This window comes from Carboxydocella sp. JDF658, assembly GCF_002049395.1.
Lineage (GTDB): Bacteria > Bacillota.
This window is the reverse complement of record NZ_BDLR01000021.1, coordinates 20,554-44,036: the sequence shown is the minus strand read 5'-3', so window position 1 is coordinate 44,036 and position 23,483 is coordinate 20,554. Positions and strand designations below refer to the sequence as shown.

General features: G+C 47.6%; 26 protein-coding genes. 25 read left to right on the top strand and 1 reads right to left on the bottom strand.

Going from position 1 to position 23,483, the window contains the following annotated elements; all coding sequences use genetic code 11:
* The first annotated feature begins 6 nt into the window (after positions 1–6).
* From JDF658_RS03945 to JDF658_RS14575, 9 genes are all read left to right on the top strand, one after another.
* Positions 7–831 carry a cache domain-containing protein gene (locus JDF658_RS03945; RefSeq protein ID WP_079906528.1) on the top strand — a complete coding sequence of 275 codons (825 nt, stop codon included), beginning with the start codon at positions 7–9 and terminating at the stop codon, positions 829–831.
* A 48-nt stretch (positions 832–879) separates the two neighbouring features.
* Positions 880–1,827 carry an ATP-binding protein gene (locus JDF658_RS03940; RefSeq protein ID WP_079906527.1) on the top strand — a complete coding sequence of 316 codons (948 nt, stop codon included), beginning with the start codon at positions 880–882 and terminating at the stop codon, positions 1,825–1,827.
* Positions 1,811–3,139 carry a sigma-54 dependent transcriptional regulator gene (locus JDF658_RS03935; protein WP_079906526.1) on the top strand — a complete coding sequence of 443 codons (1,329 nt, stop codon included), beginning with the start codon at positions 1,811–1,813 and terminating at the stop codon, positions 3,137–3,139. The genes JDF658_RS03940 and JDF658_RS03935 overlap by 17 nt, the downstream gene beginning before the upstream one ends.
* Before the next feature lie 164 nt (positions 3,140–3,303).
* Entirely contained in the window at positions 3,304–4,311 is a 1,008-nt protein-coding gene (locus JDF658_RS03930; protein ID WP_079906525.1) for a 4Fe-4S binding protein, read from the top strand.
* 89 nt (positions 4,312–4,400) lie between these two features.
* Positions 4,401–5,042 (top strand): 4Fe-4S dicluster domain-containing protein, encoded by a 642-nt coding sequence (locus JDF658_RS03925; protein WP_078664615.1) that lies wholly within the window; start codon positions 4,401–4,403, stop codon positions 5,040–5,042.
* Between the two features lie 31 nt (positions 5,043–5,073).
* Positions 5,074–6,342, top strand: coding sequence for an NrfD/PsrC family molybdoenzyme membrane anchor subunit (gene nrfD / locus JDF658_RS03920; protein WP_079906524.1), 1,269 nt, complete (start codon positions 5,074–5,076; stop codon positions 6,340–6,342).
* On the top strand, positions 6,317–6,619 hold the full coding sequence (locus tag JDF658_RS14585) for a twin-arginine translocation signal domain-containing protein (protein WP_200805637.1): 303 nt from the start codon (positions 6,317–6,319) through the stop codon (positions 6,617–6,619). The genes nrfD and JDF658_RS14585 overlap by 26 nt, the downstream gene beginning before the upstream one ends.
* Positions 6,620–6,699: 80 nt before the next feature.
* The gene (locus JDF658_RS14580; protein WP_200805636.1) at positions 6,700–8,175 is read left to right on the top strand and encodes a molybdopterin-dependent oxidoreductase; all 1,476 of its coding nucleotides are present in this window, start codon (positions 6,700–6,702) and stop codon (positions 8,173–8,175) included.
* Complete coding sequence (locus JDF658_RS14575) at positions 8,129–8,902, top strand: molybdopterin dinucleotide binding domain-containing protein (RefSeq protein ID WP_200805635.1); 774 nt, start codon at positions 8,129–8,131, stop codon at positions 8,900–8,902. The genes JDF658_RS14580 and JDF658_RS14575 overlap by 47 nt, the downstream gene beginning before the upstream one ends.
* Before the next feature lie 35 nt (positions 8,903–8,937).
* Here JDF658_RS14575 and JDF658_RS03910 read toward each other — a convergent pair whose 3' ends face one another.
* The gene (locus JDF658_RS03910) at positions 8,938–9,822 is read right to left on the bottom strand and encodes a LysR family transcriptional regulator (RefSeq protein ID WP_078664618.1); all 885 of its coding nucleotides are present in this window, start codon (positions 9,820–9,822) and stop codon (positions 8,938–8,940) included.
* A 123-nt stretch (positions 9,823–9,945) separates the two neighbouring features.
* On the opposite strand from JDF658_RS03910, the gene JDF658_RS03905 reads away from it, so the two are divergent.
* The 16 genes from JDF658_RS03905 to proC all read left to right on the top strand — a co-directional run bounded on the left by JDF658_RS03905 (position 9,946) and on the right by proC (position 23,483).
* Entirely contained in the window at positions 9,946–11,025 is a 1,080-nt protein-coding gene (locus JDF658_RS03905) for a YeiH family protein (RefSeq protein WP_079906523.1), read from the top strand.
* Between the two features lie 110 nt (positions 11,026–11,135).
* Positions 11,136–12,365: a selenium metabolism membrane protein YedE/FdhT gene (gene yedE / locus JDF658_RS03900; protein ID WP_079906522.1), complete on the top strand. Its 1,230-nt coding sequence runs from the start codon at positions 11,136–11,138 to the stop codon at positions 12,363–12,365.
* A 14-nt stretch (positions 12,366–12,379) separates the two neighbouring features.
* Positions 12,380–12,634 (top strand): sulfurtransferase-like selenium metabolism protein YedF, encoded by a 255-nt coding sequence (gene yedF, locus JDF658_RS03895; protein WP_079933006.1) that lies wholly within the window; start codon positions 12,380–12,382, stop codon positions 12,632–12,634.
* 92 nt (positions 12,635–12,726) lie between these two features.
* Positions 12,727–13,887, top strand: a complete 1,161-nt coding sequence (locus JDF658_RS03890) for an MFS transporter (RefSeq protein WP_079906521.1) — start codon at positions 12,727–12,729, stop codon at positions 13,885–13,887.
* Between the two features lie 33 nt (positions 13,888–13,920).
* Entirely contained in the window at positions 13,921–14,088 is a 168-nt protein-coding gene (locus JDF658_RS03885; protein WP_079906520.1) for a 3-keto-5-aminohexanoate cleavage protein, read from the top strand.
* A 223-nt stretch (positions 14,089–14,311) separates the two neighbouring features.
* Positions 14,312–14,926 (top strand): SurA N-terminal domain-containing protein, encoded by a 615-nt coding sequence (locus JDF658_RS03880; protein WP_079906519.1) that lies wholly within the window; start codon positions 14,312–14,314, stop codon positions 14,924–14,926.
* 215 nt (positions 14,927–15,141) lie between these two features.
* A complete protein-coding gene (gene sigG / locus JDF658_RS03875) occupies positions 15,142–15,921 on the top strand; it encodes an RNA polymerase sporulation sigma factor SigG (protein ID WP_078664623.1) in 780 nt (259 codons plus the stop codon).
* A 107-nt stretch (positions 15,922–16,028) separates the two neighbouring features.
* Positions 16,029–17,189 carry a putative lipid II flippase FtsW gene (gene ftsW, locus JDF658_RS03870; RefSeq protein WP_078664624.1) on the top strand — a complete coding sequence of 387 codons (1,161 nt, stop codon included), beginning with the start codon at positions 16,029–16,031 and terminating at the stop codon, positions 17,187–17,189.
* Between the two features lie 52 nt (positions 17,190–17,241).
* Positions 17,242–17,499: a YlmC/YmxH family sporulation protein gene (locus tag JDF658_RS03865; protein ID WP_107753638.1), complete on the top strand. Its 258-nt coding sequence runs from the start codon at positions 17,242–17,244 to the stop codon at positions 17,497–17,499.
* 45 nt (positions 17,500–17,544) lie between these two features.
* Positions 17,545–18,348: a peptidoglycan editing factor PgeF gene (pgeF, locus tag JDF658_RS03860; protein WP_078664626.1), complete on the top strand. Its 804-nt coding sequence runs from the start codon at positions 17,545–17,547 to the stop codon at positions 18,346–18,348.
* A 16-nt stretch (positions 18,349–18,364) separates the two neighbouring features.
* Positions 18,365–19,078 (top strand): response regulator, encoded by a 714-nt coding sequence (locus JDF658_RS03855; RefSeq protein ID WP_078664627.1) that lies wholly within the window; start codon positions 18,365–18,367, stop codon positions 19,076–19,078.
* Positions 19,075–20,505, top strand: a complete 1,431-nt coding sequence (gene pnpS, locus JDF658_RS03850; protein WP_079906518.1) for a two-component system histidine kinase PnpS — start codon at positions 19,075–19,077, stop codon at positions 20,503–20,505. Before JDF658_RS03855 ends, pnpS begins: the two co-directional genes overlap by 4 nt.
* Positions 20,506–20,570: 65 nt before the next feature.
* The gene (locus JDF658_RS03845; protein ID WP_143311943.1) at positions 20,571–21,530 is read left to right on the top strand and encodes an HlyD family efflux transporter periplasmic adaptor subunit; all 960 of its coding nucleotides are present in this window, start codon (positions 20,571–20,573) and stop codon (positions 21,528–21,530) included.
* 5 nt (positions 21,531–21,535) lie between these two features.
* Positions 21,536–22,213, top strand: coding sequence for a YggS family pyridoxal phosphate-dependent enzyme (locus JDF658_RS03840; protein WP_079906516.1), 678 nt, complete (start codon positions 21,536–21,538; stop codon positions 22,211–22,213).
* Between the two features lie 6 nt (positions 22,214–22,219).
* Positions 22,220–22,660, top strand: a complete 441-nt coding sequence (locus JDF658_RS03835; RefSeq protein WP_078664631.1) for a cell division protein SepF — start codon at positions 22,220–22,222, stop codon at positions 22,658–22,660.
* 1 nt (position 22,661) lies between these two features.
* Positions 22,662–23,483, top strand: coding sequence for a pyrroline-5-carboxylate reductase (gene proC, locus JDF658_RS03830; protein ID WP_078664632.1), 822 nt, complete (start codon positions 22,662–22,664; stop codon positions 23,481–23,483).

Here is a 23,483-nt window from a genome sequence, read left to right as displayed (position 1 = left end):
TCAGGAATGAAAATCTGGAATCGCATAAAAGTAAAGGTTTTAGCCTTTGGCATTACAATGTCTATTCTACCGCTGGCATCATTGGGTTATCTCAATGTTCGGACTGCCGAACAGGATTTGTTGATGTCCATCCAGCAACGGAATACTGACCTCGTAAAAGGAATAGCCACAGATCTAGGTCAGTTAATTACTGGAATCGAAGATAAGATATCTACAGCTGGTAATATTTACGGGGAAACCCTTTTGCAACAGGACCGGGAAAGCCAGGAAAAATTCCTGTATATTTTTTTACGGGATATACCGGCTGTCGAGGATCTAAGTCTGTTGAATTCCCGGGGAATTGAGGTCATGCGGGTTTCCAAGCGGGAAGTAATTACTCCTCAAAAGTTGTCACAAGTGGACCCGAAACTGTTGACCCAAAAAGGCATGGTTAAACATTATCTTACTGCTGACCAGCGAACTATGGTAAGCTTGATTATCCCCATTAAAAATAGGTTAACCAGGGAAATTAAAGGTGGTTTTTATGTTCAGGTTAATTTAAGGTCAATTATGAACAAAATTATTACCAGATATGGTAACCAGAAAGGTGCTATTTTTGTAGTTAACCGAGATGGAAAATTGATTGCCCATGAAGATTTCAGTCAAGTTTTAAGACAAACTCCGGTAAGCTCCAGCCTTGCTGTTCGCCAGTTTATGGAGGGGAAAGAGAATGCAGGCAGGATACCGTTAAGATATGTCTCATTTACCGGGGAGGAAGTATTAGGGGTTTATGCTCCCATTAAACAGTTAGGCTGGGCGGCAGTGGTGGAAATACCGGTCCGTGAGGCTTAGCGCCCTGTTGCTGCCTTAAGTATTAAGTTTCTGATCGGGACAATTCTGGTGGTAGTGCTGGTTGTTATCATCAGTATTCTTTTTGCTTTGCGTTTTACTAAACCCATTGAGACCCTGGAACAAGGAGCTAAACGGGTGGCTGCAGGCGAATTGAACCTGGTCTTGCCCAAAACTACGGATGATGAAATCGGTCAGCTGGTAGATGCTTTTAACTTTATGACTCAACAGATCAGGAGCAAATCTGCTGAACTTATTCAGACGGAAAAAATGGCGGCTTTGGGTTTATTGGCTGCGGGGGTAGCCCATGAAATCAATAATCCCTTAGCTACGGTTTCCGCTTATGCTGAGGACCTGTTAGAGCGGATCGATCAAGAAGATATTGAGGAACTTTACCGTTCTGGTGAATTGGCAAAATACTTACAGGTAATATGTAAACAGACCGAAAGAGGCAAAAAAATTACAGGAAGCTTATTGAATTTTGCCAGACAACCTGCCGGTCATATGATGGATATAAATCTTAACGAATTGCTGGAAGATACTTTGGCCCTGGTTAATCACCGGATTAAGCAACTTGGTATCCAAATAGATAAAAAATTGGCTGTAAATTTGCCTGTAGTTAAAGGGGACCTTTCCCAGTTGCAACAGGTTTTACTCAATCTTATCTGCAATGCTCTGGATGCTATGGAAACAACGGGAGGACGGCTTAAACTGATTACGGAAAAAGGACAAAAAAGCATAGTAGTTAAAATTATTGACACCGGAACCGGTATTGCCAGGGAGGAGCTGAAGAAAGTTTTTGATCCTTTTTATACAACAAAACCACTGGGTAAAGGTACTGGCCTGGGACTGTCCATTTGTTACGGTATTGTCAAAGAAATGAAGGGAGACATTCAAATTAGCAGTGAATTGGGCAGAGGAACAACGGTTACTGTGATATTACCAATTGATAGTATGACTGGAGGGAAAGAAGGTGATGAACATGAGGGAACAGATTAAAGTTTTAATAGTTGATGATGAAGAAAATTTCCGGGATTTGTTGATTCAACGTTTGAGCAGAAAAGGTTATTGGGTCAAGGGGGCAGCGACGGGCGAAGAGGCTCTGCATTTTTTAAAAGAGGAAACCTTTCAGGTAGCAATTTTTGATATCAAACTGCCGGGGATGGATGGAATAGAACTGCTGCAACAGGCCAGACAAATAGAAGAGAATCTCCAGGTGATTATCCTTACGGGGCACGGGACCATAGAGTCTGCTATTGAGGCGATGAAGATGGGTGCTTATGATTATTTAACCAAGCCCTGCAACCTGGCGGAACTGGAAATCACTCTCCAAAAAGCTTATGAGAAAAAACAGTTACTGGAAGAAAATTTGGGGATGAAAGAAGTCTTGCGGAGGGACAGGAGTTCCAGAGTAATTGTAGGTAAAAGCCAGGCCATTACCAGAGTGCTGGAGTTGGCTAAAAAGGTGGCTGCTTCCGATTCACCGGTACTGATTGAGGGAGAAAGCGGTACCGGCAAAGAACTGATTGTCAATGCTATCCATCACTGGAGCAGCAGAGCCCAACAACCATTAGTAGCTGTCAATTCCGGAGCTCTGCCGGCCCAACTGTTGGAAAGCGAGCTCTTCGGTCATGAAAAAGGGGCTTTTACAGGAGCATTAACTACAAAAAAAGGTTTAATTGAAAGTGCTCACCGCGGAACCCTTTTTTTAGATGAAATTGGGGAAATGGAATTAGGATTACAGGTAAAACTGTTGCGGTTTTTGGAAACTGGTGAGTTCAGGAGAGTTGGTGATGTGCGTTTACGTAAAGTGGATGTACGGGTGATAGCGGCTACCAACCGGAATTTGGAAGAAGAAGTGGTTAAAGGTAATTTCCGGGAAGACTTATATTACCGGCTGAATGTCATTAAGATTCGGGTTCCGCCTCTGCGGGAGCGAAAAGAAGATATTCCCTTGCTGGCAGAGTATTTTTTGCAAAAAGCTGGTAATGGAGCACCTAAACAACTTGCTTCCGATGCCCTGGAGGCACTCATGAGTTATGACTATCCGGGGAATGTCCGGGAGCTGTTTAATATTCTGGAACGCGGCATACTGCTCAGCACCGGTGCTAAAATTCAGAAGGAGGACCTTTTTGGCTGTTTTGCCAGGGAAGATGAACCGAAGCTATGTACCCTTGAGGAAATGGAAAAGAGATATATTAAACAGGTTTTAGAGGCAGTTCAATGGAATAAAACCAAAGCGGCAGAACTACTGGGAATCAGTGTCCGTAATCTTTATCGCAAAATTGAAGAATATCAATTAAAGAAATAATTTCATCCATGACATTTTGTCACACCGGAATGACAAAATGTCATGGATTTTTTTATGAAAGGCCTATTTTCAGGCCTTTTTAGGCTGGTATGGTTTTTGCTCTTATATTAGCGGCGCGTAAATGAAGGCAGACAAAACTGGAGCACTCGGGGGAGGTGAAAAAAATGGAGCTGCAGCTTGAACCCGATAAATGCCTCAGGGTACGGACTGCTGCTAATATTTGTGATAACTGTGTTAAAGTCTGTCCGTCACAGGCGATAGAGATTAGTAATGGGTTCAGAATTGATAAGGAAAAATGTGATACTTGTGGCCTGTGTGCCGGAACCTGTCCGACAGAAGCCCTTACGCTGGACCAGCATTCTTATCATCAATTGATTGGTCGGGCCAGGGAAAAGCGGAAGATTGCCTTTACCTGTGAACAGAATCCATTGCTAGGGGTTATTAATCTTCCCTGTTTAGGTTATTTGTCTGAAACTTTACTGATAGGCCTGGTTTTAAACTGTAACCGGATCCGATTGGTTTTTGCTGCCGAAAAATGTGCTTCTTGTAACAGGCAAGCAGGGGCATTGATTGAAGAGAGACTGATTCGGGTGCAAGCGATGGCTTCCAGGCTGGGAAAAGAGGGAGTCTTGCTTGTTGATAATGGAGAGGAAGAAGAAGTTTTGACGAAACGGGAATTCTTCTCTTTTCTCAAAGACCGGATAGTAACTTTAACCTATTCTGGCTGGGAAGATAAAAGAGCCCGCAAAGGCAAAAAGTTGCTGCCTGCTGCCAGGGAGTTTCTCCTGAACAGCACAGGTCAAAGTTTAAAGCCTGGATCACAGCTTATGCTATCAGGCGGTAATTGGCCTTTTGCCCAGATAGAAGTGGATGAGCGCTGTACAGGCTGTCAGGTTTGTACACAAATTTGTCCTACTGGTGCCTTGCAGATAAATGATGATGATGAAGAAAAGGAGTTGCGGCATACTCCAGCCTTATGTCTAAATTGCGGGGCTTGTGCAGACTATTGCCCGCAGCAGGCGGTAAGCCAGGGGGATAAGGTGGACCTGGGCAAGGTGGTTGCTGCAACCAGTTTTCCGCTCAGGAAAATACATCAAAAAAGGTTTTGGCAGGAATGTGAACCTGAATTTTTACACCGGTCAAAAGCTAAAAAGCTTTTACTTAAATTCTAAAAAGGGTTTTCAGAGAGCTCATCAGCAAGACAGGGACCAGGGGTTATAATGGCAACATTTTACTTAGTGAATAGAAAGGAGAATAAGCAGTGAGCACTGAAAAAAAATGGGCGATGGTAATCGATTTGCAGAAATGTATTGGTTGTGATACTTGCACAGTGGCCTGTAAAGCAGAAAACCGCACTCCGCCTGGAGTAACCTACAATGTGGTTATTGAGGAGGAACGGGGAACTTATCCCAATGTCAGCAAGGTTCATGTGCCCAGGCCCTGTATGCAGTGTGACCGGCCCGCCTGTGTCCAGGTTTGCCCGGTCAAAGCAACCTATAAACTGGAAAACGGGATCACCGCCATTGACTATGATCGCTGTATCGGCTGCCGCTACTGTATTATAAACTGTCCTTATGGAGCCAGGTATTTTGACTTCGGGCTGGATTATAGCCAGGAGATGGTTGGATGTAACGAGGTACAGGCCCCCGAATACGGTATTGACAGAGGTAAGCGGGAAAAAGGCAAGTCTCCGATAGGGAATGTTCGTAAATGCATGTTCTGTTATCACCGTTTACAGCGCGGAGAAGAACCGGCCTGTGTTGAGGTTTGCCTGGGAGATGCCCGTTATTTTGGCGATCTCAATGATCCGGAAAGTGTGGTCTCAAAATTGGCAGCAAGTCCAAGGGCTTTTGTTCTGCAGGAAGAAATGGGAACTAAGCCCAGGGTCATCTACTTGAAATAATGTTCAATAATAAGAGGAGGATGTGAGTACGGTGAAAAGCAGCGAACAGTTGACTAAAGCCTGGTATGGGGTACTCATTTTATTAATGGCGCTCGGCGGCTGGGCGATTATCGAAAGAATTAACGCCGGATTGGCCGTTACCAATTTGACCAGTGCTACACCCTGGGGAGCCTGGGTAGCTTTCTATATCTTTTTTGTGGGTTTAAGTGCCGGTTCTTTTCTCCTGTCTACCATGATCTTCGTTTTCAAGATGGAACAGTATGAAAAAATTGGTCGTGATGCCTTGCTGGTGGCCATTCTCAGTATGGTTTTGGCCATGTGCTTTATCTTACTGGATTTGGGGAGGATGGAACGGTTCTGGCATACCCTCCGTTACTGGAATTTTACCAGTGTGCTGGCCTGGGAAGTTCGTTTTTATGTAATCTATGTTGGCTTATTAACTGCTGAACTTTACTTCTCCATGCGCCAGGATCTGATTCGGGTTGCTCAAGGCACAGGGTGGCAAGCGTCTCTGGCTCGCTTCCTTACCTTTGGCAGTACTGACCTGAGCGAAGAATCGAAACAACGGGATCATAGATGGTTGAAAATTTTAGGCTCAATCGGGATTCCCATCGCTATATTCGGAGTTCACGGTGGTACAGGAACGCTGTTTGCAGTGGCCAAAGCCCGGGCTTTCTGGAATAGCGGCCTTTTCCCGGTAATCTTTGTTGTCTCTGCTCTGGTTTCCGGTACCGCTCTGTTGCTGGCCTTTTATGTAATCCGGACCAAGGTAATGGGTCGTGAAGTCGATAAGGATATGGTCAAATCCCTGGCCGGACTTTTAAGCCTGTTCCTGCTTGTGGATGTAGGTCTGGAATTCTATGAATTCTTTGTTGGTGCCTATGGGCTGGAACATGCGGAACTGGCTACTATTGAAACTATCTTCGAGAGTCCTTTTTCCTGGTCATTCTGGTGGATACAAATGTTTTTGGGAGTAGTTGTTCCGTTATTCATTTTCTTTAACAGCAAGCTAAAAGAATCAGTTAAGGCCATTACCGTGGGAGCTGTTCTGGTAGTGTTAGGTATTCTGGGTGTGCGGTTTAACATTGTAGTCCCTGCTTTAATTGTACCTGTTTTACACGGATTGCCCTGGGGCTATTACTATCCGACTTTAATCGAATGGGTCAGCAGTATTGGAATTATAGCTTTCGGTCTCTTTTTATACTCGGTAGCAATCAAGGCTTTACCGATTGATGCAATAGAAGACATCGAAGATATTAAGGAGGGAAAACTCTATGGCGCAACTAAAGAAGTCTATTAAAATTAGCAGAAGAAGTTTTATTAAAACTGGTGCAGTCCTGGCGGGAGTAGGAATGGTGGCTCCTGCTGCCCTGGGGTCTGAGCAGTCAATGGTTGAAAACTGGTTCCTGGATGATCCCCATGGAACGGGAAAAGAGACCCTGAATTATGGCGCTGAGGATGTCATCTATACAACCTGTGAACAGTGTAATACCCATTGTACTCTGAAAGCTGTGATAACTCCTGCTCAAGGCAACGGTCCTACTTCTTACATCGTATTAGCTGGGAACAGGCGCTGAAGGAAATTGTTTATGGCAGCCCCGATTTGGGAACTCCGGGGTTGAAAAGCATCTGGGCCTTTGTCCCCCAAGAAGAGGTTATGTCTGATTGGGAAAAGGTGAAGAAAGGGGAGCTGTCCCAGGAGGAATTTGATGCGAAATACAAGGAAGTACTGATCGATACCAAACATCCGGATTTGGGACCCAGGGCTAATCAGATTGTAGGCTTTTTCGGGGACCGGCGGGAGTTCTTCAAGGACAGATACTGGAGCCAGACTATTGGCAGCATTAACAGCCTTGACCATGGCGGTATTTGTGGTGTTAATGGTGTAATCGGGAATGTACAGTCCTTTAATACTGATAAACCGAAAAAGCGTATGTATGCTGATGTGGACAATGCTGAGTTTGTCATTGTCTGGGGAACTGACCCGCTGGTAGCCAACAAGGGACCGACCTGGCTGGCGCCAAAATTCATGAATGCTCTCAAAAGAGGGATGAAGCTGGCAGTAGTGGACCCGAGATTGAGCCGGATTGCTGAGAAGGCACATATCTGGGTGCCCATAAAACCAGGAACCGACGCGGCTTTAGCGCTGGGAATGGCCCGCTGGATTATTGAAAACGGGCGTTATGATCTCAGGTATTTGACCAATCCCAACCAGGCAGCAGCAAAAGCTGACGGAGAACCGACCTGGTCAGATGCAACCTATTTGGTCAATCTGAGCGCCAAAGGCAAGCCCAAACTCCGGGCCAGTGACCTCGGGATCGGAACGGAAGAACAGTTTGTGGTAATTCAGAATGGGAAACCCGTACCCCATGATCAGGCTACAGAAGGACAATTAGAAGTGGATACGGTTATTAACGGTATCCAGGTCAAGTCGGTATTTACCCTGTTTAAGGAACGGGTTATGGAACATACCATTGAGGAATATGCCAGGATCTGTGAAATCGAACCGCAGCAGATTATCGAACTGGCCCGGGAGTTCACTTCCCATGGTAAAAAAGCTGCCATTACCTCTTATCGGGGCCCGGCAATGCATGTTAATGGTTTCTATAATTTGCGGGCAATTAACTGCCTTAACCACTTGATCGGCAATTATGACTGGAAAGGGGGCAGCATGAGCACCGGGGCCAAGTTTAAGCCTTTAGAGGGCAGGTATGATCTAATGAAAGTGCCCAAAGCCAATAAAGCCTGGGGTATTCCGCTGGTACGCAATAAGGTTGTCTATGAAAAGACTACTCTCTTTGAGCGGGATGGCTATCCGGCTAAACGTCCCTGGTTCCAGTATTCCGGCAATAATATTCAAGAGGCTTTACCCAGCGCTGCTGAAGGTTATCCTTATCCTATCAAGGCCCTGTTTATTCACCGGATTTCCCCCTTGTTATCAGTACCGGTTGGCATGGCCCACAAGGAGATTTTAAAAGATCAGAAAGCTATACCCCTTCTGGTGGTATCCGATGTGGTCATCAGTGAAACAGGAACTTATGCTGATTATATTTTACCTGATTTAACTTACCTGGAACGCTGGGGTTTTGAAACAATCTATCCCCGATCTTCAGGCATGGAAAAGAGCGGTTAAGCCGGAAGAGTGGCGCAGGGTTGTCTATGTTCTAAATAGAGGGGGAAGATTTGAAAAACAGGGCAATGAATATGATGGTCCGTACCTTAAGTATAAATTAGCTTCTGAGGTTAATTTTTACTCCGAAAAAGTAGCCAAAGGGAAACACCCATATACCGGTAAACCCTTTGACGGCTTGCCCAGAATTGAAGAAATCACTTACTACAATTGCAAAAAGGTAGATATTAAGGATTATCCCCTAATTTTCATTAACTGGAAAGCAAGACATATCGGTACTCATCGCAATATCAGCGATGCCTGGCTGCGGGAGATCGAGGCAGAAAATTATGTATGGATGAATCCGGTTGATGCCAGGAAACGCGGGCTTAATACCGGAGATTCCATTATAATTAAATCTCCAGATTTTGAAGCGAAAGGCAAGGTGCTGGTAACTAATGGCATTAAACCCGGCGTTGTAGGATGCAGTTATAATTACGGCCATTTCGCCTATGGCGCATCCTCGGTACAAATAGACGGTAAAAAGACCAAAGTTGTGCAGCCCTATGGCCATACCCAATGGGTGGCAGGAGATAATGATACCGGTTTTGCCTTAGGAAGAGGTACTGGTTTTGCTGCCAATGCAGTTCAACTGGTGGATGTCACATTGAAAAACGCTTGTCTGTCCGATCCTATAGGCGGCGGAGCCAGTCAATTGGATACTAGAGTGGAAATAGTCAAAGCCTTATAAAAGTCTAGCCCCTGAAGCATTCAGGGGCTCAATTTTTATGTCTGTTTGCAAAACCTGAAACAGTAAGTTTTAAACTCATTAATTGCTGTGTTAAAAAATTTGTTTTTATGATAAACAAGGTTGAATTTACGCTTAATATTTAATCCGACAACCTTTACAACTGAAACTTTACCGGTTGCTACCGCATTCTGTACCGCAAGCCGGGACATGAAGGATAGTCCAAAACCACAATGAACAGCATTGATTATAGCTTCGACACTGTTAAACACTCCAACTGCTTTCCATTTTATTCCGTGGGATTTCATGGCGGCTTCGAATACTTCACGAGTGCCGCTGCCCTCCTCACGTACAATAAAGCTCTGATCTTCAAGCTGTGCAGTGTCAATGCTCCCTGCTTTCGCCCATTCATGCATTGGTGGGCAGACAAGCACAAGCTCATCTTCATAAACTGGTACCTTAACTATGTCTGGCCAGTTGCCTATGCCCTCTACCAGTCCGATGTCAAGCTTGGCCACATACAGCATGTTTATAATGGTGGCCGTATTATCAATTACGGCATTTATCTGAACAGTTGGATGAGCAGCGGAAAATTCCCTGATGAGAAAGGGCAGGATTGCTGAGCCTATGGTTTTGCTGGCACCTACGCGCAAAATGCCGCCTTTTGACAGATCTGATAACCGTTTTTCAGCTTCATTTGACAGGCTTAATATGTGCGAGGCGTAAGAGTAGAGCTCCTCTCCAGCCTTCGTAAGATAAATCTTACGGCCAATCCGTTCAAAAAGCTTTATACCATAGTACCGTTCCAGTTCTACAATGGCCTGGCTAACTGGTGGTTGGGTCATATGTAGCTGTTTTGCTGCGGCCGTCATACTGCCTGTTTCGCACACTGCGAGGAATATTCGTAAATGTCGCAGAGTCATGTTCACACCTCGATCTATATGTATTTACATATCTTTTTCATTTTATTTTAATATTTTACGTTTATATAAGTCAAGAGTATAATAGCTTATGGAAACAAACTGAAGGATAGGAGGAGATATTAAATGGGAAATACTAAAGGTCAGGTAAAGACCGGGATTAATGGGCGAATCAAAGATGCAACAGTCTGGATTGCCGAACATTTACCAGGCTTTTTACTTGTAATGGCAGTTACTTTCATAGCAATAAAGCTTCAGTCGACAAGGCTTTTTTCAGAGGTCCTGCCATTAAGCTCGCTCATTATCGCAATAATTATAGGTATGACTATAAAGAACGTCATTTCTTTGCCAACAAGCACACAAAAAGGTATAAGTTTCAGTGCTAAAAAAATCTTAAGACTTGCTATTATTTTTCTTGGTTTTAGACTCAGTATATCACAGGTCTTAGAGGTAGGCCCCTCCGCCCTTATATCTATCCTGATTGCTACTACTTCAGCTATCCTTTTCACTTTATGGCTTGGCCGCATCATGGATGTTCCGCTTAAGCGTGCCCTGTTGCTCGGTAGCGGTGTATCTATCTGCGGCGCAGCGGCGGTAGCAGCAGTTGATGCCGTAATTAAATCCGAGGAGGAAGACACTGCATTTGCTATTGGTGCAGTGACACTGTTCGGCACTATATTCATGTTTCTTTATCCGGCCCTGCATGGTCTTTTAAACATACCTGATCTGTTTTACGCATTGTGGGCAGGAAGCTCGATACATGAGGTTGCACAGGTAGCGGCAGCAAGCGTTGTGGCCAGCGGTCAATTCAAAGCCATGGCCTCTACCGTAAAAATGATCAGGGTGCTCTTTATTATTCCACTTACCCTTATCCTGACTTTTATCCCGTGGAACGACAATGTAACAGAAGAGGACAAAAATCCTGTTATCCCTCCACAGAAGAGCAAAATTACTATCCCGTGGTTTGCTATCCTCTTTTTTGTTATGGTGCTGATTAACTCATTCGCTGGACTGCCACAAAATGTTGTCGCCGGGCTTATAACTTTTGATAACTGGATTATGACTGCGGCTATGGCGGGGTTAGGTCTCGATCTCTCCTTCAAAGCAATGGCTAAAATTGGTACCCGTGCTGTTATTTTAGGTGCTGTTTCTTCGGTGTTTATTTCCATCCTCAGTGCTGCTGTAATCGGAGTTATATTAGACTAAAGTGATAAAAATTTCTTATCGATCCCCATTTATAATAAATATAATTTATTAGACAGATAAAATATGGTTATGTTACAATTAGACCGAAATTGAGAGAAAGGGGGAGGATTATGGGTACTTTTTGGTCCAGGGTTTACCGGAAGGCAGTGCAGGAACACTGGAGTCCAATGACAGCAGTTGGAGTGCTGGGTATCTTAAGTGCGCTCTATTTTGGTACACTGCAAACAGTTTGGGCGGTAACAGGGGAATTCACCCGCTGGGGCGGTCATCTGCTTCAGTTATTCGGTTATGACACCGGGGAAATGAGTTATTTTAAAATTATTAAGCTCAAAGGAATGCCATGGGACCGGGTTGATGGCTGGGTGGTCTTCGGCATGTTTGCCGGCGCCCTGATTGCTGCCCTCCTGGGAGGTAATTTCAAGATACGGGTGCCGGTGCAAAGACGCCGGCTGGTGCAGGGATTGTTAGGCGGTATAATTGCTGGCTTCGGCACAAGATTAGCTATGGGTTGCAATCTGGCAGCCATGTTTACGGGAATACCGCAGTTTTCTTTACATACCTGGCTCTTTACTCTGGCGACCATAGCCGGTACCTATCTTGGTCTTAAAATAACTTTGATGCCTTTCTTTTTGGGTAAACCGGTGATTTTGCCAGGTGGAACAGTACAAATGGCAAAAAAATATAACAGTCATCAGCCGGTATTGGGTTTTTTGTTAGCGGCAGTGGCCATTGTTTTGGCTGTACTGGCCTGGCAGAATGGTAACGGGAAGCTGGCCCTGGCAGGGTTATTTGGTCTGGCCTTTGGAGCTGTGATCGAACGGGGCCAAATCTGCTTCACCTCTGCTTTTCGTGACTTGTGGCTGGTGGGAAGAACGACGATAACCAGGGCGATTATTGTAGGGATGGCTATCCAGTCTTTGGGTACTATTTATTTTATTGTTCACGGAACTCCGGCCAAGGTGATGTGGGCGGGAGCTGGGGCAGTTCTCGGTGGACTGCTATTTGGCTTTGGCATTGTCATTGCCGGCGGGTGTGAGACCGGCTGGATGTATCGGGCTATGGAGGGGCAATTGAATTTTTGGGTAGTAGGTATTGGGAACATCATCGGTGCTACTTTGCTGGCAATAGCCTGGGATAAAGGTATTTTCACCACTCTGGTAGCACCCTATCCGAAGGTGGACCTGGTGAAAATTCTCGGTCCGGCAGGGGCTTTAGCCGCAACCTATCTTTTCTTAGCGCTGATCTACGGTTGGGCTACCTGGATGGAGAAGCGCCGCAAATATAAATCGGAAATTCATTTGCCAGTTGAAATCAATACAGCTGTGGCAGAGAGCAAATAGGGGAGGAGAAGACTGTGGGAGATCGTTCCTTGGAGGTTGATTTTGTACTTGATTTACGGGGTGAACCTTGTCCTTATCCGTTGATCTACAGCCTGGAAACCCTCAGTAAGCTCCAGCCAGGGCAGACCCTGGAAGTGCTGGCCGACTGTCCTCAATCCTTCCGTTCGGTTCCGGAAGAGGCTGTGAAACACGGATATATTATGATGCATGAGCCGATTAAAGAAGGGCCGCTTATCAGGTTCTTCTTTAAGGTGCCGGATAAAAAATAAATCGAAAGGAAGGGAGTAATCCCTTCCTTATTTATTTCCCGCGAAATTCTTGTTATAATAACCTGAGTACATACTAGCAACCGGAGGTTACTATGCAGTACCAGTCATCTCTTAACAAATTATATTACTTTTTGCTTTATGCGATTATTGCGCTGCAAATTCCCTACTTACCTTTATATTTTAAGGAAGCAGGTGCCAACGGAAATTTTATCGGTCTAATTTCTGCTTTAGGGCCTTTTGTTGGCTTATTTATGCAACCATTTTGGGGAATCATTGCTGATAAAACCCAGCGGCTTAAATTCATAATCCAAGTATTATTGTTTTCTTCAGGTGTTTTTATTTTATTAGTCCCTTTATATAACAATAAAATTTGGTGGATGCTGACAATGCTATTATACACAATGGTACAAACAGCGTCTATGCCACTTACTGATACTTTAATGCTAAGTGATAATCAACGTTCCCGGGAATTCGGGAAATATCGCTTATGGGGTTCGCTGGGCTTTGCTGTGATAGTACTGATTACATCAGCATTTTTAACTAAATCCAATATTAAGTTTATTTTCCCTCTCAGCAGTATTCTTTTTTTTATTGTCTGGATTCTTAGTTTTTCTTTACCTAAAACTCCAGTTGTGCCTATAAAACAAAACATTTCAGAAATTTATCAGCTTATAAAAAATCCACTTTTTATCTTGTTAGTCGTTTATGCTTTCATAATCCAAATGCCTTTTAGTGCCTATAATACCTTTTTCAGTATCTATTTTTCCAGCCTTGGGGCTACTACAACAATGGTCGGATTAGCCTGGGCCTTGGCTGCCAGCAGCGAGATTCCTGTCTTTTATTTGTTTAATGTCCTGCGCAAATCTTTAAATTTATATCAAATCCTCACCATCGCCGGTATCATCTACGCAGTGCGCTGGTTTGTCTATGCCTATTTTCCATACCTCTGGCTGATACTATTACTACAGTTGAGCCAGGGTCTCAGTTTCGGGCTTTTCTACTTATCTGCTATTCAACTATTAAATGAAACTACCTCTCAAGAAGTAAAAGCCTCAGCTCAAACTATTTTTACTGCGATTGCCTGGTCATTAGGTGCTGCTGCCGGCAGTTATAGCGGGGGAATTATCTACACAGCTTTTGGGCTATTTACATTGTTTAAGTTATCTGCTCTGCTCGCATTCTTATCTGCCTTAACTTGGTATGTATTTACGGTAAAAGCGAAATTGCCATTAATACCGACTAAATACCGGTAGAACAGCCCGCCAGCCAATCCTGGTCCAGGGGGAATCGAGGAACAAAACCCCCATCTGCCGGTGACGGTGGAGGAGAGTATCGCTGATATCGTCAGAGTGCGACAGGCTGGGGCTGCCATGGTGCATTTGCATGTCCAGGATGAACAGGGACGGCCCAGCCAGAGCCGGGAGCTGTTTGCTAAGATAGGAAAAGGGCATTAAGCCCGAGCTGGAGATTTTTGATGCTGGTGCTGGGTACGGCCCGGCGCTTGCTGCGGGAAGGGCTGCTCCAGCCACCTTTGCATAACTACAATTACAAAATCATTAAGTAATTACAACTATAATCAATTAAAGGGCCATATTATTTGGTATTCTCCAGTATGTTTACCAAGTTCTTGGATTAAAAACTTCTCACAAAATGTGACCTTTTAGGAGGTAATGAGCGATGAATAAGAAGATTATCATTATTTATAGTTTCCTATGTATCTTTGTTCTAGCTACCATTAATTTAGCATATTCAAAATCTGATGAATTTCTTTTAGGCGAAAAAATAAAAAATTTATCTAAGTCGGAAAAGATCGTTGCAAAAATTAATGGAATACCTGTAACCGAAAAAGAATATGAGAGCAAAAAATTGTTCTTGGAAACACAAAAACAACCTGCAAATTTTGAAAATGTAATAAGAGCAATTGCCGAACAAAAACTACTATTTGAAGAAACAAAAAAGCGTGGTATTACCGTCACAAAAGAAGAACTTGATAATTTTATACAATTGCAAAAAAGACTTTCAGAACAAGTGAGTGACGAAGAAAAAGCAAATTTCCGTGACTTTTTGGCCGGCCAGGGTCTTACCGTTGAAGAATACTGGTCTAATCCCGATGTTATAAATGCTTATGAAAGAGGTATATATATTGGTAAATTTAAAGCACAGTTAAGAAAAGAATTATTAATACCTGAGAATGAAAAAAATTCCCCAAAAGCTTATGAAATGGTTAAAACTAAAATAAATGAAATAGTTAATAAAGCTAAGATAGAGAAACTAGATGACCAAATAAAATGAGTATAAAGGACTTATGGTTATTGAATGAAGCCAGAGTGTATTTGGCAAGCTTTTTATCCCCCTAACTAATTTAGACACTGCGACTTTAAGAGTTAATGGAGGGCCACCACCTGACCAAATCACTCAAGAAGCCTGAGCAGGCCAACAAAATTCAGTATAAGCAGGCTCCATTCCGTCAATAATGTAACTGAAACTACAAGGACGGGGTGGAGCCAATGCTGATCAATAAGGTGGAAATCTGCGGTGTCAATACCGCCAAGCTGCCGGTGCTGACCAATGAACAGATGCGGCAGCTGTTTGCCGCCATGCAGCAAGGCGATCAGGCTGCCAGGGAAAAACTGATTGAAGGCAACTTGCGGCTGGTCCTCAGTGTAATTCAGCGTTTTGTTAACCGCGGCGAATATGTGGACGACCTTTTCCAGGTCGGCTGTATTGGCTTGATGAAAGCCATCGACAACTTCGACTTAAGTCAGAATGTGAAGTTTTCCACCTATGCCGTCCCTATGATTATCGGGGAGATTCGCCGCTACCTGCGGGACAACAACCCCATTCGCGTCAGCCGCTCCCTGCGGGATATCGCCTATCGGGCCCTGCAGGTGCGGGACAACCTGGTCAACAAACTGAACCGGGAGCCCTCGGTTAATGAAATCGCCGAGGAGTTGAAATTACCCCGGGAAGAAGTGGTATTTGCTCTGGATGCCATCCAGGAACCCATCTCTCTCTTTGAACCAATCTACCATGATGGGGGAGATCCCATTTTCGTCATGGACCAGATTAAGGATGAGAAAAACCAGGATGTTGGCTGGCTGGAAAACATCTCCGTCAAAGAGGCCCTGGCCCGCCTGGGAGAAAGGGAAAAACAGATTCTCACCTTGCGCTTTTTTCACGGTAAAACCCAGATGGAGGTGGCAGAGGAAATCGGGATTTCCCAGGCCCAGGTCTCCCGTCTGGAAAAAGCTGCCTTAAACCATATGCGCAAACACGTCGGAACTTGAACACAAACCGCCTGCGGAACAGAGATGTTCCGGACAGGCGTTTTTTTTAGCAGGAAAAACGGCCGCCGGTGTTGAATACCTTTTAGGGAAACGGAGGTCGTACTATTATGGGTAAAAGGAAGCGACATGGAGCGGACTTGATGCTGCTTGGGGCTATCCTGGTGCTGCTGACTATCGGTCTATTGATGGTCTTCAGTGCCAGTTCCATTGAAGCGATGTTGCCCAAAAACGGGAATCCCGGCGAGTTTGGCAATCCCCTGGCCTTTTTTTATCGCCAGAGTGTAGCGGCTGGTATTGGACTGGTCTTAATGTTTGCCATACTGCGGCAGGATTATCGCAAGTTGATCGGCTGGAAAAAAATCATTTTTTCTGCCACCATCATTTTACTGGTGCTGGTTCTGATTGCGGGAGAATCTCGCAATGGTAACAAGGCCTGGCTGGGAGCGGGTGGTTTTTCCCTCCAGCCATCGGAGATGGCCAAGCTCTCTCTGGTAATTATGCTGGCTGCCTATTTTGAGCGGGAAGAACGTTTGGTGAAACGGGGTAAAAAACGCAAAATCAGCTATGTGCCCGCAATTATACAAGTAGTACTTATCCTTGTCCTGGTGGGGCTGGAAGGAGATGCCGGTTCCGCAGGGGTTATTTGTCTGATTGCAGCGGTGGTATTGTTTGCTGCTGGTATCCCCTGGGCCTGGATTGGAGCTCTGGCGGCAGTGCTGGTACCGGTAGCGGTACTGGCTGTAACCACGGTTGGCTACCGGCTGAAACGGTTTACTGTTTTTCTCGACCCCTTTCAGGATCCTCTTGGTTACGGTTTTCAGCAGGCCCAGGCTTTGCTGGCCATCGGCTCCGGTGGGCTGCTGGGCGTGGGATTAGGGGACGGCAAGTCCAAGTATCTCTGGTTACCCGAACAGCACAATGACTTTATTTTCGCCGTACTGGCCGAGGAGATGGGCTTTATCGGGGGTATAATCGTCTTTACTCTGTTTGCCATTGTCCTTTACCGGGTCTATGAAATCAGCAAGAAAGCTCCAGATACCTTCGGCCGCTTGCTGGTTACGGGCATGGGGGCGGTATTGCTGGTAGAGGCTCTGGTCAATCTGGCCATGGTGCTGGATGTTTTCCCGGTAGTAGGGGTAACCCTGCCTTTTATCAGCTATGGCGGGTCTTCTCTATTGTTTAAACTGATTGCTGCCGGGATTATCCTCAATGTCTCCCGCTATACTGTGGAAGAAGAAAATGAGGGACAGGAACTGGCAGTAAGCTGACACACTTTCAGCCTCGTCTACATATAATGTAGGTAGACAGGAGGTGAAAGCCGTGCTCAAGGTGTCGGACTTACGGCTGCGGGAAGTCATCAATGTGGTGGACGGGCGGCGTTTGGGCCCCATCAAGGATATCGATATTGATGTGGAAAATGGCACCATTCGGGCCCTGGTACTGAACCCGGAAGGTGGGCGCATGTTTCGCATGTTCGGGCGCCAGGAGGATATCGTGATCCCCTGGGAAAATATCAACAAGATCGGCATTGATGTTATACTGGTAGAATTGGAGCAAATCGCCTATAATTACGAATAACCAGCCCTTAGGGCGGTTTTTTTGCACGAGAGGAGGGGACAGCCTTTGGAACCTTTTCAGTTACGCGATAAAGGGGGAGTTGTCCATCTGGCCTTACCGGACTGGGAACCGTGGGCACTGGTGGCTTTTTCAACGCGCATCGGGGGGACAAGCAAGCCACCGTACAATACCTTGAATCTGGGGCTGCATGTAGGAGATGAAAGCGGGCGGGTGATTGTCAACCGTAAACGCTTTGCCCAGAGTTTGGGACTGGAAGCCGATGCCCTGGTCAGTGTACGGCAGGTTCACGGCTGCCATCTGGTTTGGGCTGGAGCTGCCCGCCGTGGCCAGGGGGCATTTAGCTGGGATGAAAGTCTGCAGGCAGCGGATGCCCTGGCCACAACGGAACGGGGCTTGCCCCTGATCACTTTTTATGCTGATTGTGTGCCTTTGTATTTTCTGGCTCCGGAAGGCGGAGTAGTCGCTATGGCCCATGCCGGCTGGCAGGGAACGGTGCAACAGATTGGCCCCCTGGTAGTGCGGGAGTTATGTCAGCAACTGGAACTTGCTCCGGAGCAAATCTGGGTTGCGATCGGTCCTCATATCGGACCCTGCTGTTATGAAGTGGATGAACGGGTGGCCCTCAAGATCGAGGCTCTGGGGGTTGGAGGGCTTACCCCGGGACGGGAAGGCCACTGGCAGCTGGATCTGGGAGAGACCAACCGCCAGCTTTTGCTGCAGGCCGGGATCAAGCCGGAAAATGTCTGGCAGAGCCGCTATTGTACTGCCTGCCATTCGGATTTGTTTTTCTCCCATCGCAAGTCCGGGGGCAAAACGGGCAGGATGGGAGCCTTGATAATGCTGAAATAAAATGGGGAGGTAGATTATGGCGACTATTTTGCTGGTTGATGATGATCCGCTGATCGTAGAGCTGGTACAGTTCAATCTGGAAAAATGGGGTTACCAGGTGCTGGTGGCCAGAGATGGGCAGGAGGCCCTGAAACTGGCCCGTAATGAAAAACCGGATCTGGTGATTCTGGACCTGATGTTACCGGTAATTGACGGCCTGGAAGTTTGCCGCCGTCTGCATGATGACCCGGCTACCCGCAATATACCGATTATCATGCTGACGGCCCGGGGTGAAGAAACCGACAAAGTGCTGGGTTTGGAGCTGGGGGCTGATGACTATATGACCAAGCCCTTCAGTCCCCGGGAACTGCTGGCCCGTATCAAGGCTCGCTTGCGGCGGCTAAGTCCGGCCGAAGAAGGCAAGGAAACGGGAGAAAAAGGGATCAGCTATGGGGAAGGGGAAATCATGTTGTTTCCCGAAAAATACCAGGTGGAAGTACGGGGCAGGAAGCAGAGCCTGACCCCCAAGGAGTGTGAGCTGTTACAGCTCCTGATGACCCATCCGGGCCGGGTGTTTTCCAGGGATTATCTGCTGGAGAAAATCTGGGGCTATGACTATGCCGGTGATACTCGCACTGTGGATGTGCATATCCGCCATTTGCGCATGAAAATAGAAGCTGACCCGGCCAATCCCCGCTATCTGGAAACAGTACGTGGGGCTGGCTACCGCATGAGGGAGTTGGAGCAGTGAAGAGAAAATTTCACTGGAAGATTATTATTTTATCCCTGGTAGTCTTAACCGGTGCTTTTATTCTGGTAGATCAGGTGCTGGTCAGTCGCTGGGAGGCCCGGCTGGCCCGCCAGGCCCACTGGCAGGAAAAAGCGGATTTGCAGGCAGAAGTAACCTACCTGCGTCGCCTTTTGTTTGAAGCTCTGCTGGGTACCCTGGTGCTGGCAGCTGGAGGCAGTTACCTGCTGGCCGTGCGCTTTACCAAGCCGGTTCAGGAGCTGGCGGAAGGGGCAATGGCGCTGGCCAAAGGGGATTTAAATTACCGTTTGCCGGTGCGGGGCGATGATGAACTGGCCTATCTGGCGGTGGCTTTTAACCGTATGAGTGAACGGTTACAGCAGCAGATCGAGCTGGCGGAATGGGAAAAACAGCGCCTGCAAACCATTCTGGCTTCCATGGCGGAAGGGCTGATCGCGGTTGATCGCCTGGGGCGGATCATGCTGATCAACCGGGCGGCCTGCAAGATGTTCGGAGTAGAGGCCAAGGATGTCTCCGGCCGAACGGTGCTGAGCCTGGTGCGCCATCCGGAAGTGGAAGAGCTGATCCGCAAAACCGTTCGACTGAAAGAGGTGCAAAAATCCGAAATTCGCCTGGCTGGCGAGAAGGAAATCTTTCTGCGCCTTACCGCTGCGCCCCTGGGCCAGGATGCCCACCACCAGGGGGCGGTAGTGCTGATGCAGGATATCACCGAATTGCGCAAACTGGAACAATTGCGCACCGAGTTTGTGGCCAATGTTTCCCACGAATTGCGCACCCCACTGACCTCCATTCGAGGTTTTGTAGAGACTTTGCTGGATGGGGCCATGGAAGACCGGGTGCTGACAGAACGTTTCCTTACCATCATCCAGTCAGAAGCAGAACGGCTACAGCGTCTGATCGATGACTTGCTCAGCCTGAGCCGGATTGAGGCACCGAGGGCGGAAGTGGTACGCCAGCCGGTGGATGTGGCGGAAAAGGTGCAGAAAGTGGTGGAAATTTTACAACCCCTGGCAGAAAACAAGGGTCTGGGTTTGCTCCAGGAGATTCAGCAGCCTTTGCCGCCGGCGGCTATGTCCGGGGATTTGCTGGAACAGGTGCTGTTGAACCTTATTGATAATGCCATTAAATATACACCGGCGGGATCTGTTTCCGTCAGAGTCTGGGCGGAAGCCAATCAGATCCGGGTGGAGGTAGCCGATACCGGTATCGGCATTCCCCCTGAGTCTTTACCGCGGCTGTTCGAGCGCTTTTACCGGGTGGACAAGGCCCGTTCCCGGGATCTGGGCGGGACAGGCCTGGGCCTGTCCATTGTCAAACACATTCTGGAACGGTATGGCCAGACTATTGAAGTCAAGTCAGAACTGGGCAAAGGCTCGGTTTTTTCCTTTACACTCCCGGTTTATTCCTGAAGCAAGCAGGAAGTGGCTGGTTTTTGTAGAATATTACTTAGTTAAGACACGAACGAGGTGAAAGAATGAACAAGCAAAAGCGGAGAAAGAAAGAGTACAGGTTGTTCGTGTTAGCCAGTATTGTCTTGCTGCTGATCGGGGCGTCTGTCCTCTGGTGGGGAATTCGCTTTATGGCCAACCGGATTGTGGCCAGGGTTATAGATATTCAGCCGGTACAATGGGGGAAACTAGAAGAGGTGGAACAGGCTGAGGCCTGGACCATCCGCCGGGAGAAGATTTTACCCGTTCCAGCCGGGGCTAAACTGGAGCCAGTGGTTCCCGAGGGGCAGCGGGTACGCCGGGGAGAAGTGATCGCTCGCTTGCAACAGGGGCAACTGGATGGTGCTGCTGGTCGCTGGGACGAACGGGTAGTTGCTCCTGAGCCCGGCCAGGTTTGCTATCATGTGGATGGGCTGGAAAGCGTTCTCCTGCCTGAGCTGATCGATACCGTTGAACCGGACCAGCTCTGGCAGGCTTTACAACAGGAACTGGGCAAAGAAAAACCCCCGGTCCAGGGGGTAAAGCTCCTCGACAATCTGCAGAACCCGGCTTTTTTGCTCCATCTCAACTCAACAGTACACTGGCAGGCGGGAAAAACAGTGCTTAAACTGAGAGGTAAGGATACCAGCCTGCTGGTGAAAAAGCTGAAACAACGCGGTGGTGAGACCTGGGTAATCCTGACCGCTCTCAATGATGTGGGGGATCTGGCCCATGAGCGCCGGAACAATCTGGAACTGGTGGAAAGGACCTACCGCGGCTATCTGGTCCCTGCCTCTGCCCTGACCGAGACAGGGGGGAAAAAGGGTCTGTATGTGGTCTACAAAGAAATCGCCTATTTCAGGCCGGTGAAAGTCAACGGCCAGGTAGGGGAAATGGCGGCTGTGGAGGAAATAGCACCGGAAAATAAAGCGCCCTTGCTGGGCCCAGGTGCGCGGGTGGTGGTCACACCGGCCCTGGTCACCGATGGGCAAAGGGTGATGAGGTGAGAAGTATGGCTGATAGCTGGGCTGAGATTGCAGTGAATCTGGCCAGAGTCAGGGAGGAAATCAGGACAGCAGCCTTGCGGGCTGGCCGGCGGCCGGAGGAGATCACCCTGGTGGCGGTGTCCAAGACTGTGCCACCCGAGGGGATTCAGGCAGCTCTGGCTGCCGGGGTGACTGACCTGGGGGAAAACCGGGTACAGGAACTGCTGGCCAAGCAGCCGGAATTGCCTCCTGGACTGCGCTGGCATTTGATTGGCACGCTCCAAACCAATAAAGTAAAATATATTATCGACCGCATTCATCTGTTGCACTCTCTGGACCGCTGGGAACTGGCCCGGGAGATCAGCAAGCGGGCTAGTGCTCGGGGGCTGATCCTAAAAGCCCTGATTCAGGTGAATGTATCGGGAGAAGAAACCAAACATGGCCTGGCTCCTGGCGATGTCCCGGTTTTTTTCCGGGAAGTCCAGGAACTGCCGGGTTTACAGATTGAAGGGCTGATGACTATGGCGCCTTTTGTGGCTGACGCTGAACAGGCCCGCCCTTATTTTCGTCAGTTGCGGGAATTGGCCCGGGAGCTGGGACTAAAACATTTATCCATGGGTATGTCCAATGATTATCAGGTGGCCATTGAAGAAGGGGCTACCCTGGTACGCATTGGTAGTGATATATTTGGTGCAAGGAGGTAAACTAAAATGGCAAAAATTATGGATAAGGTAATGGGTATGATCGGTCTGGCCGATGAGGAAGAAGAACTGCTGGAAGAACAGGATGAGTTCATGGAAGAACGGGAAGAGCAGTTTCGTCGTGGCAAAAAGGCGCCTGTGGTAGCCCTGCCGCAGCAAAAAGGCATGAAAGTGGTAGTAATTGAACCGCGCGCCTTTGATGAAGTCCAGTCCATTGCCGATAATCTGAAAAACCGTCGCAGTGTAGTGGTAAACCTGGAAAAAACCGATCCCAGTGTGGCCCAGCGCATTGTAGATTTTGTTTCCGGCACAGTTTATGCTCTGGGTGGCAGTCTGCAAAAGGTTGGCACCGGTATTTATCTTTTCGTTCCCAATGGAGTGGACATTTCCTCCATGCTGGACAGCCGGGATGAACAGCGGGATCGAGGCATTTTTACCTGGGTGAAGTAAGATGGCTTTAACGGATAAGCGTATCGGTTTTATTGGTGCCGGGGCCATGGGTTCGGCCTTGATCAATGGTTTACTGAAAGCCGGACTGGTTACCCCTGATCAGATCTATGCCGCCGACATCCACCGGGAGCGACTGCTGGCCTGGCAGGAAAAAATGGGCATCCATGCCTGTGCTGATAATGGCGAAGCCGCTGCTGCCGCCGATATCCTGGTGCTGGCGGTAAAACCGCAGGCCATGGAAGAAGTGCTGGAGGAGATTCGGGAAAGGGTCAATGGAGATAAACTGATAATCTCTATTGCTGCTGGAATTACCACTACTCTGATTGAAACTTTTCTGCCCGGCGTGCCGGTAATCAGGGCCATGCCCAACACTCCCTGTCTGGTAGGGGCCGGAGCTACGGCTATGTGTCTGGGCAAATATGCTACTACAGCCCATGAAACTATGGCAGCCGCTATTTTTGGTGCTGTTGGCACAGCTGTTACCGTCAAGGAAAATCTGATGGATGCCGTTACCGGTTTATCCGGTTCCGGGCCCGCTTATGTCTACATTATGCTGGAGGCTCTGGCCGATGCCGGGGTGCGGGTGGGCATCCAGCGGGATATCGCCATGACCCTGGCGGCCCAGACCATGCTGGGGGCGGCCAAAATGGTGCTGGAAACAGGAGAGCATCCCGGTCGCCTGAAGGACATGGTTACTACTCCCGGGGGCACCACCACCGCCGGTATTTACGCCCTGGAAGAAGGGGGCTTAAGGGTAACCTTGATGAATGCCGTGATGGCGGCCACCAGGCGGGCCCAGGAAATGAGTGCCGGGCAAAAATAG